This window comes from Streptomyces sp. VRA16 Mangrove soil (genome assembly GCF_017377775.1).
Classification (GTDB): domain Bacteria; phylum Actinomycetota; class Actinomycetes; order Streptomycetales; family Streptomycetaceae; genus Streptomyces.
Map to the genome: position 1 here is coordinate 186,301 of NZ_JAFVLN010000007.1, position 13,968 is coordinate 200,268.

A 13,968-nucleotide genomic window follows, 5' to 3' on the forward strand; every position below is an offset into this window, starting at 1 on the left:
AGCCGAGCAGGAAGGAAGGGGCTCGCTCAGAGCCGCTTCAGCCGGCCCACCGCCTCCGCGAGAACGTCCTCCCGCTTGCAGAAGGCGAACCGTACGAACGGCGCCCCGGCGGCCCGGTCGTCGTAGAAGACGGCGTTCGGAATGGCGACCACCCCGCACCGCTCGGGCAGCGCGCGGCAGAACGCGAACCCGTCGCCGGAGGCGTCGAGCGGCCGGATGTCCGTCGTGACGAAGTACGTGCCCGCGGGCCGGAACACCTCGAACCCCGCCTCCGTGAGCCCCGCCGCCAGCAGATCCCGCTTGGCCGTCATGTCGGCGCGGAAGTCCGCGAAGTAGGAGTCGGGCAGCGCGAGGGCCTCGGCGACCGCGTACTGGAAGGGACCCGCGGAGACGTACGTGAGGAACTGCTTCGCCGAGCGGACGGCCGTCACGAGCTCCGGCGTGGACGTGACCCAGCCGACCTTCCAGCCCGTGAACGAGAACGTCTTGCCGGCCGAGCCGATCGTCACCGTCCGCTCCCGCATCCCGGGCAGCGTGGCCAGCGGCACGTGCTCGGCGCCGTCGAAGGTGAGGTGCTCGTAGACCTCGTCGGTGACCACGAGCAGATCGCGCTCGACCGCCAGCTCGGCGATCGCGGTCAGCTCGGCGCGGGTCAGGACGGTGCCGGTCGGGTTGTGCGGGGTGTTGATCAGCAGCAGCCGGGTGCGCGGGGTGATGGCGGCGCGCAGCTCGTCGAGGTCGAGGCGGAACCGGGCGGCGCCGTCCTCGACGGACGGCCGCAGCGTCACCGGGACCCGCGTCCCGCCCGCCATCGCGATGCTCGCCGCGTACGAGTCGTAGTACGGCTCGAACGCGATCACCTCGTCGCCGGGCTCGACCAGCGCGAGCAGGGACGCCGCGATGGCCTCGGTGGCGCCCGCGGTGACGAGCACCTCGCGGTCGGCGTCGAGCTCGATCCCGTACCGCCGCTTCTGGTGCTCCGCGATCGCGGCGCGCAGCTCCGGGACGCCGGGGCCCGGCGGGTACTGGTTGCCGCGCCCGTCGCGCAGCGCCCTGACCGCCGCCTCGCGCACCTGCTCGGGGCCGTCGGTGTCGGGGAAGCCCTGGCCGAGGTTGATGGAGCCGGTGGACAGGGCCAGGGCGGACATCTCCGCGAAGATCGTGGTCCCGAACTCGGCGAGACGGCGGTTGAGCAGAGGGCGCGCGCTGGAGGTCATGGCCGCCATCCTGCGCCGAAGCCCCGCCATGCTCAAACCTCTGGACTTCCTCAACTCTGCTTTGACCGCGTACGCGCAGGGGCATCCCCCTGTCACGCCCGCTCGGGGCGCCCCTCGGGGGACACGGGGGAAGCGAAAAACAGAGAGGGAGGCCGGTGATGGAAGCAGTCGTCATCGTGGTCTTCGTGGCGTTGGTGGTCGCCATCGTCATCGGTACGGCGAAGGCGGGCGGCAGCGGCCGCTCACCGCGTACCTCACGTACGTCGTTGAACAAGACGCGGTCACGGACCTCGGGCCGCGGCAGCGGCAGCGACAACAGCTGGTGGGCCGCCGGCGGCGCCGCGAGCAGCGGCGGCATCTCGTGCTCCTCGGGCTCGTCCGGCTCGTCGGGGCACCACCACGGTCACTCCTGCGGGGGCGGTTCCTCGTGCGGCGGAGGCAGCTCCTGCGGAAGTTCCTGCGGGGGCGGCTCGTCGTGCGGCGGCGGGGGCGGGTGCGGCGGCGGCAGCTGACGCCGCACCCACACGGGGAGCGTGCGGCCCGCGCGGAGGCGACTGACACGGGGCAGTCGGTCCGCGAGGGCCGCACGCATGTGCGGTCACGGTCTCGGAAGGTGTGCGCCGGGCGCATTCCGTGGCCCTGGAAGTTGAACAGTTGAGCTGTGCAGCGCCCGAGGGGATGGAAACCCTGCGATGTTGGGTAAAAACGCTGTGACGGCGCCACCGCCCATGATTCCCTTTCAGTCGTTGTAACCCGTCAACTCAGCCCTCGTACTACGTATTCACAGCGTTCGCGTGGGCACGAGCCGGTCCCTTTGACACAGCCGGCCCCACCTCCCTTTGCGTGCTAGCGGAGCCGACCCATGCTCACGACCCTGAACACCGCGTACACCGACACGAGTGCCGACGACCTCGCCTGGGCCCTGGGCCGTGAGCCGCTCCCCGCGCTCGCCACCCTGGACCTCGAACTCTCCGGCGCCACGCTCCAGTTGAGACTGCTCGGCGCCTCCCACCAGGTACTTCTGGAGGAGGCGAACGGCACCTGCTCGGAGACCGTGGCCTGTATCCCCGGCAGCAGCACCCCGCTGCCGCTCGGCGTCGCCAAGCGCCTGGGCGACTGGGAGTACGAGTTCGCGGCCCGCGTCGAACACCTGACACCAGGTCAGTTCGCGGGCCGGGCGCAGGAACTGCTCGCCCTGGTGTCCGATCATCCGAACGGTCTGGCCGGTGTCTTCCCCGGCAGTCCGCATGCCTTCACCGCGATGCTCGCCCAGCGGCACGACGGCCAGGTGCACTGGCGTACCTGGCACGCGTACCCGCAGGACGGTCAACTCGTCGCCACGCGCACCCGGGTGGGTGTGCGGATGCCCGCGGGCGCCCTGCTCTGACGTGAGAGGTGCCCATGGCCCGGCGCTTGTCGGCGTACGTATGCCTTCGGTGCGCCTTTTCCACACGTGTGGGTGACCGGGCGGAGTTGAGCGGTGACGTAGCGTTCCAGGAGTGATCGATCCGCACGCCCCTGCCCCGCACTCGGGGGTCCCGCGGCCCCTGAGCGGGCCGGGCCGGGCCCCGCTCCCGGTGAAGCCCGGGACCGGCCGGTTCCTGGTCCTGCTGGGCGTCTTCGTCTGCGCGGCCTGCGGACTGGTCTACGAGCTCGAACTGGTGGCCCTAGCCTCGTACTTGATGGGCGACTCGGTCACCCAGGCGTCCGTCGTGCTCTCCGTCATGGTCTTCGCGATGGGCCTCGGCTCGCTCGCGGCCAAGCGGCTGCGCTGCCGGGCCGCCGCGGGCTTCGGCATGGTCGAGGCCGTCCTCGCGCTCGTCGGTGGATGCAGCGCGATGGCGCTGTACGCGGTGTTCGCGTGGACCGGCGACTGGGGCGGGCCGTGGAGCGACGGGCCGAGATGTCTGCTGGTCGCCTTCTCGCTCGCCATCGGGGTGCTGATCGGCGCCGAGGTGCCGCTGCTGATGGTGCTGATCCAGCGGATCCGCAGACAGGACCCCGGCGGCGCCGTCGCCGACCTCTTCGCCGCGGACTACGTGGGGGCGCTGGTCGGCGGCCTCGCGTTCCCGTTCGTGCTGCTGCCGCTGTTCGGGCAGCTCACGGGCGCGCTGCTGACCGGCGCGGTGAACGCGGTGGCGGGCGGCGCGCTCGTCCTCGGCCTCTTCCGGGGCGACCTGAGCCGGCGGGGCCGCTGGCTGCTGCTCGTCGCCAACGTCACGGTGCTCGCCGTGCTCGCCGTCGCCTGGGTCCTGGTCGGAGATTTCGAACGGGCGGCGCGGCACGCGCTGTTCGGTGCGCCGGTGCGGGTGGCTGTGCAGAGCCCGGTGCAGGAGGTCGTGCTGACCGGCGGCGAGCACGGGCGCCCGCTCGGCCTGTACCTGGACGGGCGGGCCCGGGTGCGCGGCGCGGACGCCGGCCGCTACCGCGCGGACCTCGTCGACCCGGCCATGCGCGGCGGTCCGCACGCCCGGGTGCTGGTCCTCGGCGGAGGCGACGGGATCGCGGCGCGCGAGGTGCTCCGCTTCCCCGGGGTGCGGCGGGTCGACGTCCTCGACACCGACCCGGCCGTGGTCCGCCTCGCCCGCACCGACCCGGGGCTGAGCGCGCTGAACGGGCGGGCGCTGCGGGATCCGCGGGTGCGGGTCACCACGGGAGACGTGTTCGGGCTGCTGCGGGCCGAGCGCGGGGGCTTCGCCCGGGGCCGGTACGACGTGGTGGTCTGCGATCTGCCCGATCCGGCGCTCACCAGCAGTACGAAGCTGTACTCGGAGGAGTTCTACGGGCTGGTGGGGCGCGTCCTCGGGCCCTCCGGGCGGGTGGTGGTGCACGGGGGGCCGGTGTCGGGGCGGTTCTGGACGGTCGCGGAGACGGTGCGGTCGGCGGGGCTGCGGGTGGTCGCGTACCGGGGGAGCGGGGGTGCGGGGTTCGTGCTCGGGGGGTGGCAGGTGCCCCGGGCCGGGGAGGTGCGGGTCGTTCGGTCCGGGGGGACGTACGCACCGTCGACGCTGGTGCATCCGCGGTACGGGGATGTCGCGCCGTAGCTTCGGAGGTGGGTGGCCGGGTGCGGGTTGCGTTGTGGCTGGTCGCGGGGAACGGCGCGAGAAGCCCCACCGGGCCCGAGGATCTCCACGAATCCGAATGCACCACGGCGAAGGGGATACACGTGACCGGCGGCGCCGTTAGGCTCAGGTCGCATGGAGCATGAGGTGTTCGTTCCGGTTCCGGCGGAGTCCGTCAGGGCGGTGCTCTGCGATCCCCTTCGGGTCGCCCGGGCCCTGCCCGGGTTCCAGCGCGATGCCGCCGGCGAGGGGGGCCGCCTCAAGGTACGGATCGGCGGCCACACCATCACGTACCGCGGCAGCGTCACCGTGGCGCAGGCCGCCGACGGTTCGTTCGCCGTGACCGGTGACGCCACCGAGGCCCGCGGCACCGGCGGCGTGAAGTTCGCGCTGACCGCCAAGGTCGCCGCGGCGGCCGGCGGCACGGCGCTCACCTTCTCCGGCACCGCATCCGGCGACGGCCGCGTGGCCGAACTGCCCAAGGACGCCGTGGAATCGGCGGCCCACCGCCTGCTGAACCGTTTCGCGGAGAACCTCGCGGCGGCCGAGCAGGAGCCCGGCTCCGAGGACGAGCCGGAGACGGACACGGAGACGGAGACGGAGACGCAGGCCGGGATCGAGGGTGAGCCGCACGTCTCCGTGTACGAGACCGAGGTGCCGCCCCCGTCCCTCGACCCCGACGCCGACCTGGACACGGACCTGGACACGGGACTGGACACGGGACTGGACGACGACACCGGGCTGCCCGCCGAGCCCGTCGCCGCGCACGCCCGCCGCACGATGATCGGCCGCAGCGCGGAGGAGGTCGACCACGCCCCGCCGCGCGGCCGCTACGCCCCCGTGCCCGCCCCGGCCGGCACCACGGCGAGCGCCACCCTGCGCTGGGCGGCGCCCGCCGCGGCCCTCGCCGTCGCCTCGGCGATCGTCGTCGGGCGGGCCCTGCGCAGGCGGCGATAGCCGCACCCCGCAGCCCCGCATAGGCTCAGTGGTCGTGACGACACAGGAAACGACGCTGACCGCGGGCGACGCGGAAGTGACCGTGGCGCCGGGCAACGGCTGCCGCATCAGCAGTCTGAAGATCGCCGGTACCGAACTGCTGCGGCAGGGCGAGCGCTACGGCTGCTTCCCGATGGTGCCGTGGTGCGGCCGTATCAGGGACGGGCAGTTCCGCGACGGCGGCCGGCTGCACCAGATGCCGCTGAACTCCCCGCCGCACGCCATCCACGGCTTCGCCCGGGACGCCGAGTGGACGACGGCCCGTACCGGCGCCGCCGAGGCCGTGTTCACGTACGACCTCACCGACCCCTGGCCCTACCGCGGCCGCGTCACCCAGATCGTCTCCCTCACCGAGGACGCCCTGACGCTGAGCATCGGCATCGAGACGTACGAGGACTCGTTCCCGGCGCAGATCGGCTGGCACCCCTGGTTCAACCGGGAGCTGGACGGTTCCCAGGTCGAGATCGCCTTCGAGCCGGCCTGGCAGGAGGAGCGCGGCGACGACCACCTGCCCACCGGCAAGCGCATCGACGTCCAGCCGCAGCCGTGGGACGACTGCTTCGGCATGCCGGACGGCGTGGACGTGACCCTGACCTGGCCCGGCGCGTTCGAGGTGAAGGTCGCCAGCCGGGAGCAGTGGGTCGTCGTCTACGACGAGCAGGAGGCCGCCGTCTGCGTCGAACCGCAGACCGGCCCCCCGAACGGCCTCAACACCGCGCCGCGGCTCGTCACCCCCGTGGAGCCCCTGGAGGCCGCCACCACCTGGACCTGGCGGCGGCTGTGACAGGTCCTGTGCCCGAGCCCCCGTCTGCGCCCCGACGCACGGCGATCGCCCGCACCGGACGCCGCTGCGCCCGCCCTTCGGGCGGACGGCAGGGGCTCGGACACAGGCCCTAAGCTCATAGCCATGACGACGAACGACGTGCGCGACGCGCTGCTCCAGCAGATCAAGGACAAGGCCGTGGTGCACGGCAAGGTGACGCTCTCCTCCGGCATCGAGGCCGACTACTACGTCGACCTGCGCCGCGTCACCCTCGACGGCGAGGCCGCCCCGCTGGTCGGCCAGGTGCTGCTCGACCTGACCGCTCAGCACGGTCTGGAGTTCGACGCGGTCGGCGGTCTGACCATGGGCGCCGACCCGGTCGCGACGGCCATGCTGCACGCCTCCGCCGCCCGCGGTGAGCGCCTGGACGCGTTCGTCGTCCGCAAGGCCGCGAAGGCGCACGGCATGCAGCGCCGCGTCGAGGGCCCCGAGATCAAGGGCCGCCGGGTCCTGGTCGTCGAGGACACCTCGACCACCGGCGGCTCCCCGCTGGAGGCCGTACAGGCCGTGCGCGAGGCCGGGGCCGAGGTCGTCGGCGTCGCGACGATCGTGGACCGGGCCACGGGCGCCGCGGAGAAGATCACCGAGGGTGCCGGGGTCCCGTACCTGTTCGCGTTCTCGAAGGACGAGCTGGGCCTGGACTGACCCGGGACCTATGGCCCGCCACCGCGGGCTTTCGCCGGACTGGAGCATTCGCCCAAGTCTGGAAAGATGGGGGCGACGATGATGTCACCCCTTGGTACTTGGTGAGGCTCGACAGAGCAGCAAACCAAACCCGCAGAATCGCGCTTTACGAGGAGACGGCTGATGGCCATCGCAACCCCGGACCAGTACAACGAGATGCTCGACCGGGCCAAGGCGGGCAAGTTCGCCTACCCGGCGATCAACGTCTCGTCGACGCAGACCCTGAACGCGGCGCTGCAGGGCTTCGCCGAGGCCGAGTCCGACGGCATCATCCAGATCTCCACCGGTGGCGCCGAGTACCTGTCGGGCCAGGGCGTGAAGGACATGGTGCCCGGCGCCGTGGCCCTCGCCGAGTTCGCGCACGTCGTCGCGGAGCGCTACCCGAACAAGATCGCGCTGCACACCGACCACTGCCCCAAGGGCAAGCTGGACGGATACGTCCGCCCGCTGCTCGACATCTCCGCGGCCCGGGTCGCCGAGGGCAAGAACCCCCTGTTCCAGTCCCACATGTGGGACGGCTCGGCGGAGACGCTCGCCGACAACCTCTCCATCGCGCAGGAGCTGCTCGCCAAGGCCAAGGCCGCGAACATCATCCTGGAGATCGAGATCACCCCGACCGGCGGTGAGGAGGACGGCGTCTCGCACGAGATCAACGACAACCTCTACACCACGGTCGACGACGCGGTGCGCACCGTCGAGGCCCTCGGCCTGGGCGAGCAGGGCCGCTACCTGCTGGCCGCGTCGTTCGGCAACGTGCACGGCGTGTACAAGCCGGGCAACGTCGTGCTCCGCCCCGACCTGCTCGCCGAGCTGAACGAGGGCATCGCCGCGAAGTACGGCAAGCCGGCCGGCTCCAAGCCGTTCGACTTCGTCTTCCACGGCGGCTCGGGCTCGACGATCGAGGAGATCCACACCGCGCTGGAGAACGGCGTCGTGAAGATGAACCTCGACACCGACACCCAGTACGCCTTCACCCGCCCGATCGCGGGCCACATGTTCTCGAACTACGACGGCGTCCTGAAGGTCGACGGCGAGGTCGGCAACAAGAAGACGTACGACCCGCGCGTGTGGGGCAAGAAGGCCGAGACGGGCATGACCGCCCGCATCGTCGAGGCCTGCGAGAACCTGCGCTCGACCGGTACGCGCATCAAGTAAGCGAGTAGTTCGGTACGCGGGCCCGGTTCCCCCTGCGGGGGCCGGGCCCGCGCCATGCCCGGAGGCTGTTTTCAGTGACGTACGACGGTTCTGTTCAAGACTTCGACCTGTTCGACACTCCGGTGGACCGGCGCGGCACCTGGTGCGTCCAGTGGGACGGCATCACGGACCGTTTCCCGGTCCCCGACCTGCTCCCGTTCACCATCTCGGACATGGACTTCCGGTGCCCGCCGCAGGTCATCGACGCCATCAACGCCCGGGTCGCGCACGGGGTGTTCGGCTACACGGACTGGCGCAACGACGACTTCCGCGGCGCGATACGCGACTGGTACGCGCGCCGGTACGCGACCGAGGTCGACACCGACCGGCTCGTCTACGCGCCGTCCGTCCTGAACCAGATATCGCAGCTGTTGCGCATGTGGACCGTGCCGGGCGACGGGGTCGTGGCGCACGCCCCGACCTACGACGGGTTCCGCAAGGCGGTCACCGGGCTCGGCCGTGAGATGCGCACCGTCGGCCTCGACGACTGGGCGGGCCTGGAGCGGGAGCTGGCGCGGCCCGACGCCCGTGTGCTCTTCCTGTGCTCGCCGCACAACCCGACCGGGCACGTGTGGACGGACGCCGAGCTGCGCCGCGTCGCGGATCTGGCGCGGACCTACGACGTCGCCGTCATCAGCGACGAGATCCACTCCGACCTCACGCACGACGGGTCCACCCACCTTCCGTTCGTCCCCTACGGCGAGGGGCTGCGCTGGGCGCTCGTCACGTCCGGCACCAAGTCCTTCAACTTTCCCGCGCTGAGCGGCAGTTACGGGTTCGTGGGCGATCCGGACGACCACGCCGCGTTCGTCCGCCGGATGGACACGGGGGAAGGCCTGGCCTCGCCCGCGGTGCTCTCGCTGACCGCGCACATCGCCGCCTATCGGGAGGGCGGTGAGTGGCTCGACGCGCTGCGCGCGTACACGTACGGCAATCTGCGGATGCTCGGCGAGCGGCTCGACGCCGAGCTGCCGGAGCTGAAGTGGCAGGTGCCCGAGGCCGGGTATCTGGCCTGGATCGATCTGCGGCCGCTCGGCATCGAGGAGGACGCCGAGCTGCAGCGCGTCCTGGTCGAGGAGGAGAAGGTCGCCGTCATGCCGGGCGGCACGTACGGGGCACCGGGCTTCGTGCGGCTGAACCTGGGCTGTCCGCGCTCCAAGGCGCAGGCCGGTGTGGAGGCGCTGATACGGGGGGTACGCCGGGTCGCGGGGTGACCCGGGGCTGTGTCGAGGTGCCGCTGTGGTCGTGCCCCGCGGGGCACGGGACTGTGTCGATGTGCGGCTCCGCCGCGTGGGCGCGATCGGCGGTGGTCGTGTCCCGCAGGGGCGCGGGGAACTGCGCGACCAGCCGAGACGGTGCTGCACCCGGCGATGGCGCGGCCGGGACCGAGCTGGAGGCCGGTTGGAGCGCTCACCCCGCGCCGGGGTGCCGCCTTGCCCACCCTGCCGCCCATGGCGGCAGACTGCCCAAGGCGAGGGCGACCGGGCGCCGCCAAGGCGAGGGTGACCGGGCGCCGCCAAGGCGAGGGTGACCGGGCGCCGCCAGGGCGGGAAAGCCGCCGGCGGCAGATTGCCCAGGGCTCCGGGGCCCGGAGCCGAGCACTGGCCGTGGCGCGGCACACTGGACACCATGAGCCTTCACGAGAATCTGCTCGGGGGACCGGCCCCGACCCACCTGCCCGACGACCCGGAGCCGCGGGAGCTGCTCGCCGCGGGGACCGCCCCCGCGGACGTCGCGGCGAAGTACCCGACCTCCTCGCTCGCCTGGGCGCAGCTCGCCGACGAGGCGTTCGAGCGGGGCAGCGTCGTCGAGTCGTACGCGTACGCCCGTACCGGATACCACCGCGGCCTGGACGCCCTGCGCCGCAGCGGCTGGAAGGGCCACGGCCCGGTGCCGTGGGAGCACGAGCCCAACCGCGGCTTCCTGCGCGCCCTGCACGCCCTGGCCCGCGCCGCCGGTGCCATCGGCGAGCAGCAGGAGTTCGAGCGCTGCTCTCAGTTCCTGAAGGACTCCTCGGAGACGGCCGCGCGGACGCTCGGCTAGGTCCCTTTTGCGCCGAGGCCCGCCTGTGACCAGGCGGGCCTTGCGGTTTCGAGGGACGATTGCGGAGGATGCGAGGTGGGGACCGGGGCCCCGTGCCGGTAACGGCAGGGCGGACCGCTACCCGTAGTACGCAACAGGAGACAGTGATGTCCCACCACGCGATCAACGAGTCGGAAGCAACCGCTGCCCCGCATCTCGACTTCGCGGGCACCACGCCGTACGAGGACTACGTCCAGGCCGACGTCCTCACCCACCTCCAGCACCCCCGCTCGAACGACCCGGGCGAGATGGTCTTCCTGGTGACGACCCAGGTGATGGAGCTGTGGTTCACCGTCATCGTGCACGAGTGGGAGACCGCGACCCGGGCTCTCGTCGCCGACGACGTCCCCACCGCCGTGGCCGCGCTCAAGCGGTCCGTGCGGGAGCTGGAGGCCCTGAACGCCTCGTGGAAGCCGCTCGGCCAGCTCACCCCCGGCCAGTTCAACTCCTACCGCGCGGCCCTCGGCGAGGGCTCCGGTTTCCAGTCGGCGATGTACCGCCGCATGGAGTTCCTGCTCGGTGAGAAGTCCGCGTCGATGCTGGTGCCGCACCGCGGCGCCCCGCGCGTCCACGCCGAGCTGGAGAAGGCGCTGCACGAGCCGAGCCTGTACGACGAGGTGCTGCGGCTGCTCGCCCGCCGCGGGCACGCCGTGCCGCGCGCCGTCCTCGACCGTGACGTGTCGAAGCGGTACGAGCCGTCGCCGGAGGTCGAGGCCGTGTGGACGGCCCTGTACTCGGGTGACGAGAGCGATGAACTCGCGCGTCTGGGCGAGGCGTTGACCGATGTCGGCGAGCTGGTGTGGCGCTGGCGCAACGACCACCTGGTGGCCACCCGGCGTGCGATGGGGGCCAAGGCGGGCACGGGCGGTTCCGCCGGTGTGGCGTGGCTGGAGAAGCGCGCACGAGGAAACGTTTTCCCCGAGCTGTGGACGGCGAGGTCCCATGTCTGACCTGGAAGAGCGCGCACGGGAACTGGACGCGGCCGATCAACTGGCCGCCGTCCGCGGGGACTTCGTTCTCGACGACCTTGACCATGCGGTCTACCTGGACGGGAACTCGCTGGGCGCGCTGCCCGTGAACGTGCCGGGCGCGGTCGAGGACGTCGTCCGCCGGCAGTGGGGCGAGCTGCGGATCAGGTCGTGGAGCGAGTCGGGCTGGTGGACCGCCCCGGAGCGGATCGGTGATGTGATCGCCCCGCTGGTGGGTGCGGCCGCCGGGCAGATCGTGGTCGGCGACTCGACGAGCGTGAACGTGTTCAAGGCGCTGGTGGGCGCGGTGCGCCTGGCCGGCGGTCCGGCTTCCGGCCGGGACGAGATCCTCGTCGACGCCTCGACCTTTCCCACGGACGGGTACATCGCCGGGTCGGCGGCCCGGATGACCGGGTGCACGGTGCGTGCCGTCGCGCCGGACGAGGTGCCGGACGCGCTCGGCCCGCGTACCGCCGCCGTGCTGCTGAACCACGTCGACTACCGCAGCGGGCGCCTGCACGATCTGCCCGGCCTCACGGCGGCGATCCGTGCGGCGGGCGCGGTGAGCGTCTGGGACCTGTGCCACAGCGCGGGCGCGCTGCCGGTGGGGCTCGACGCGCACGGGGTCGACCTCGCGGTCGGCTGCACGTACAAGTTCCTCAACGGCGGGCCGGGTTCGCCCGCGTACCTGTACGTCGCCGAGCGTCACCAGGCCGCCTTCGACTCGCCGCTGCCGGGCTGGAACTCGCACGCCGAGCCGTTCGGAATGCGTTCCGCGTACGAGGCGGCCGACGGCGCCGTCCGCGGGCGCGTCGGCACCCCGGACATCCTCTCGATGCTCGCCCTGGAGGCGGCGCTCAAGGTGTGGTCGCGGCCCGACGTCTCGGTCGACGCGGTACGCGCCAAGTCCCTCGCCCTGACGGACTTCTTCGTGGAGTGCGTGACGGCGTACGTGCCCGAGGGCCGGGTCGAGGTCGTGACGCCCGCCGCCCACGGCGAGCGGGGCAGCCAGGTCGCGCTGCGCTGCGCGGACGCGGGTGAGGTCATGGAACGGCTGATCGCGGCGGGTGTCGTCGGGGACTTCCGGGCGCCGGACGTGCTGCGGTTCGGGTTCACGCCGCTGTATCTCGGGTTCGCCGACGTGGAGCGGGCGGCGCGGGTGCTCGCCCGCGAACTCGGCTGACGCGGAACCCGGCGGACGGGGGGCCTCAGCCGATGTAGGCGCCGGCCTTCGCCGCCGCCGTGGCGGCGGCGACCGCGCGGTCCGCGTCCGCCTCGGTGGGCGCGGACCCGGTCGTCAGGAGCCGGTAGTAGAGCGGGGCGGACACCGCGCGGACGACCTCCGCCGGGTCCGTCCCGCGCGGCAGTTCGCCGCGGGCGACGGCCTCCTCGACCACGGGCGCCCACTCGGCGACCCGTACCGCGTAGAACTGCTCCAGGGCCTGTGCCGTACGGGCGTCGCAGGTCGCCGCCGCGATCACGGCGCGGAACAGCGGGCCCTGGCGCGGGTCGGCCAACGTGCCCTGTACGAGACGGGCGTTGGCGGTCAGATCGCCGTGCAGGGAGCCGGTCGCCGTGCGTGGCAGCGACCCCTCGGCCATCTCGGCGAGCAGGTCCGTGACGAGTCCGGTGGGCGACGACCAGCGCCGGTACACGGTCGTCTTGCCGACCTCCGCGCGGCGCGCGATGTCGGCGAGGTCGAGTCCGGCGAAGCCGTGCTCGGCGAGGACGTCGCCCGCCGCGGCGAGCACCGCGGCGCGGACCCGGGCGGTGCGGCCGCCGGGGCGGAGGGTGCCGGGTTCGGGGGTGGCCGGTGCGGCTTCGCTGCTCATGACAGCGAGAGTAACGGACGTAACGGAACAACAGCACCGTTTGTCCGGTGACTCTGCGTATCGGCGAACGTGATCTCCCTGGTAGCGTCCGCATACCCCGCTGGTGCCCCGCCGGTTCCCGGCTGGTTCCCGGCTGGTTCTCACTGCTTCTTCTGTTTCTTCTGGTTCTGCTGGTTCTGCTGGTTCTTTGTGCGCTGAGAGGTTGGAGCATGCCGGTCCCCGACGACGCTGCCGCCGCCCGGGAGGAGGCCGAGGAGACATCGGCCTTCTCGCACCCCGCCGTCCCCCCGGACGTCACTGCCGCGTACGGCGATCACCCGGATCAGGTCGTCGACTTCTACGCGCCCCGGGACGGTTCGAGTCCGGCGCCGCTGGTCGTCGCCCTGCACGGCGGCGCGTGGCGGGCGCCGTACGACAGAAAGCACCTGAGCCCGCTGTGCGACTACCTCGCGCGGCGCGGCTTCGCCGTCGTCAACGTCGAGTACCGCAGGGGCAGTTCCGTGCCCCATCAGGGCGTGGCCGGTCCGGTCGCGGGGCGCTGGCCGGAGACCTTCGACGACGTGGCGGCCGCGTTCGACGCGCTGCCCGCGCTGGTCGCCGAGCATCTGCCGACGGCGGACGCCCGGCGCGTGGTCGCCGTCGGGCACTCGGCGGGCGGCCATCTCGCGCTGTGGGCGGCGGCCCGGCATGTGCTGCCCGAGGGCGCGCCGTGGCGGACAGCGGCCCCGGCGGCGCTGCGCGGCGTGGTCGCGCTCGCCCCGATCGCCGACTTCGCTCTGGCCGAGACGCTCGGCGTGTGCGGCGGCGCCTGCGGCCAACTGCTCGGCGGCGACGCCGACTTGTTCGACGAGCGCAGGCCGTACGCCGATCCGTCGCTGCTGCTGCCGACGGGCATCGCCACCACCCTCGTCCAGGGCCGCGCGGACACGACGGTCCCGCACGAGCTCGCCGAGGCGTACGCGGACGCGGCGGCGAAGGCGGGCGAGGTCGTCGGCGTCACGTACCTGGAGGAGGTCGGCCACTTCCCGCTGATCGACCCGGCGGCCGACGCGTGTGCGGTGGTCGCGGAGGAGATCGCGCAACTGGCCTGGTGAGCGCCCTGGACTGCCT

Annotated in this window: 14 protein-coding genes; 12 read left to right on the forward strand and 2 right to left on the reverse strand. The window is 72.5% G+C overall.

Going from position 1 to position 13,968, the window contains the following annotated elements; translation table 11 throughout:
* Positions 1–26: 26 nt before the first annotated feature.
* Positions 27–1,226 (reverse strand): pyridoxal phosphate-dependent aminotransferase, encoded by a 1,200-nt coding sequence (locus J3486_RS20740; RefSeq protein ID WP_207822787.1) that lies wholly within the window; start codon positions 1,224–1,226, stop codon positions 27–29.
* A 149-nt stretch (positions 1,227–1,375) separates the two neighbouring features.
* Here J3486_RS20740 and J3486_RS20745 point away from each other — a divergent pair, with 149 nt between their 5' ends.
* From J3486_RS20745 to kynU, 11 genes are all read left to right on the forward strand, one after another.
* The gene (locus tag J3486_RS20745) at positions 1,376–1,729 is read left to right on the forward strand and encodes a hypothetical protein (RefSeq protein WP_207822294.1); all 354 of its coding nucleotides are present in this window, start codon (positions 1,376–1,378) and stop codon (positions 1,727–1,729) included.
* A gap of 350 nt (positions 1,730–2,079) precedes the next feature.
* Positions 2,080–2,604 carry a DUF2617 family protein gene (locus tag J3486_RS20750; RefSeq protein ID WP_207822296.1) on the forward strand — a complete coding sequence of 175 codons (525 nt, stop codon included), beginning with the start codon at positions 2,080–2,082 and terminating at the stop codon, positions 2,602–2,604.
* 112 nt (positions 2,605–2,716) lie between these two features.
* Positions 2,717–4,261, forward strand: coding sequence for a polyamine aminopropyltransferase (locus J3486_RS20755; RefSeq protein ID WP_207822297.1), 1,545 nt, complete (start codon positions 2,717–2,719; stop codon positions 4,259–4,261).
* Between the two features lie 153 nt (positions 4,262–4,414).
* The gene (locus tag J3486_RS20760; RefSeq protein ID WP_207822299.1) at positions 4,415–5,236 is read left to right on the forward strand and encodes an SRPBCC family protein; all 822 of its coding nucleotides are present in this window, start codon (positions 4,415–4,417) and stop codon (positions 5,234–5,236) included.
* 34 nt (positions 5,237–5,270) lie between these two features.
* Positions 5,271–6,059 (forward strand): aldose 1-epimerase, encoded by a 789-nt coding sequence (locus tag J3486_RS20765; RefSeq protein WP_207822301.1) that lies wholly within the window; start codon positions 5,271–5,273, stop codon positions 6,057–6,059.
* A 123-nt stretch (positions 6,060–6,182) separates the two neighbouring features.
* Positions 6,183–6,743 (forward strand): orotate phosphoribosyltransferase, encoded by a 561-nt coding sequence (gene pyrE / locus J3486_RS20770; RefSeq protein ID WP_207822304.1) that lies wholly within the window; start codon positions 6,183–6,185, stop codon positions 6,741–6,743.
* Positions 6,744–6,905: 162 nt separating this feature from the next.
* Entirely contained in the window at positions 6,906–7,937 is a 1,032-nt protein-coding gene (gene fbaA, locus J3486_RS20775; protein ID WP_207822306.1) for a class II fructose-bisphosphate aldolase, read from the forward strand.
* A gap of 74 nt (positions 7,938–8,011) precedes the next feature.
* Entirely contained in the window at positions 8,012–9,190 is a 1,179-nt protein-coding gene (locus J3486_RS20780; protein ID WP_307804882.1) for an aminotransferase class I/II-fold pyridoxal phosphate-dependent enzyme, read from the forward strand.
* Positions 9,191–9,605: 415 nt separating this feature from the next.
* The gene (locus J3486_RS20785) at positions 9,606–10,019 is read left to right on the forward strand and encodes a DUF3151 domain-containing protein (protein ID WP_207822308.1); all 414 of its coding nucleotides are present in this window, start codon (positions 9,606–9,608) and stop codon (positions 10,017–10,019) included.
* Positions 10,020–10,165: 146 nt separating this feature from the next.
* The gene (locus J3486_RS20790; RefSeq protein WP_207822309.1) at positions 10,166–11,008 is read left to right on the forward strand and encodes a tryptophan 2,3-dioxygenase family protein; all 843 of its coding nucleotides are present in this window, start codon (positions 10,166–10,168) and stop codon (positions 11,006–11,008) included.
* A complete protein-coding gene (gene kynU / locus J3486_RS20795) occupies positions 11,001–12,209 on the forward strand; it encodes a kynureninase (protein ID WP_207822311.1) in 1,209 nt (402 codons plus the stop codon). The genes J3486_RS20790 and kynU overlap by 8 nt, the downstream gene beginning before the upstream one ends.
* A gap of 25 nt (positions 12,210–12,234) precedes the next feature.
* Here the strand turns inward: kynU and J3486_RS20800 are convergent, their stop codons facing one another.
* Positions 12,235–12,858 carry a TetR/AcrR family transcriptional regulator gene (locus J3486_RS20800; RefSeq protein ID WP_207822313.1) on the reverse strand — a complete coding sequence of 208 codons (624 nt, stop codon included), beginning with the start codon at positions 12,856–12,858 and terminating at the stop codon, positions 12,235–12,237.
* Between the two features lie 209 nt (positions 12,859–13,067).
* Here J3486_RS20800 and J3486_RS20805 point away from each other — a divergent pair, with 209 nt between their 5' ends.
* The gene (locus J3486_RS20805) at positions 13,068–13,952 is read left to right on the forward strand and encodes an alpha/beta hydrolase (RefSeq protein WP_207822315.1); all 885 of its coding nucleotides are present in this window, start codon (positions 13,068–13,070) and stop codon (positions 13,950–13,952) included.
* The last annotated feature ends 16 nt before the right edge of the window (positions 13,953–13,968 follow it).

Bases quoted from the DNA above. Each gene is read 5' to 3' on its own strand.
- pyrE (WP_207822304.1), top strand. From the start codon at position 6,183: ATGACGACGAACGACGTGCGCGACGCGCTGCTCCAGCAGATCAAGGAC.
- J3486_RS20750 (WP_207822296.1), top strand. From the start codon at position 2,080: ATGCTCACGACCCTGAACACCGCGTACACCGACACGAGTGCCGACGAC.
- J3486_RS20760 (WP_207822299.1), top strand. From the start codon at position 4,415: ATGGAGCATGAGGTGTTCGTTCCGGTTCCGGCGGAGTCCGTCAGGGCG.
- J3486_RS20785 (WP_207822308.1), top strand. From the start codon at position 9,606: ATGAGCCTTCACGAGAATCTGCTCGGGGGACCGGCCCCGACCCACCTG.
- J3486_RS20805 (WP_207822315.1), top strand. From the start codon at position 13,068: ATGCCGGTCCCCGACGACGCTGCCGCCGCCCGGGAGGAGGCCGAGGAG.
- J3486_RS20745 (WP_207822294.1), top strand. From the start codon at position 1,376: ATGGAAGCAGTCGTCATCGTGGTCTTCGTGGCGTTGGTGGTCGCCATC.
- fbaA (WP_207822306.1), top strand. From the start codon at position 6,906: ATGGCCATCGCAACCCCGGACCAGTACAACGAGATGCTCGACCGGGCC.
- kynU (WP_207822311.1), top strand. From the start codon at position 11,001: ATGTCTGACCTGGAAGAGCGCGCACGGGAACTGGACGCGGCCGATCAA.
- J3486_RS20800 (WP_207822313.1), bottom strand. From the start codon at position 12,858: ATGAGCAGCGAAGCCGCACCGGCCACCCCCGAACCCGGCACCCTCCGC.
- J3486_RS20740 (WP_207822787.1), bottom strand. From the start codon at position 1,226: ATGGCGGCCATGACCTCCAGCGCGCGCCCTCTGCTCAACCGCCGTCTC.
- J3486_RS20790 (WP_207822309.1), top strand. From the start codon at position 10,166: ATGTCCCACCACGCGATCAACGAGTCGGAAGCAACCGCTGCCCCGCAT.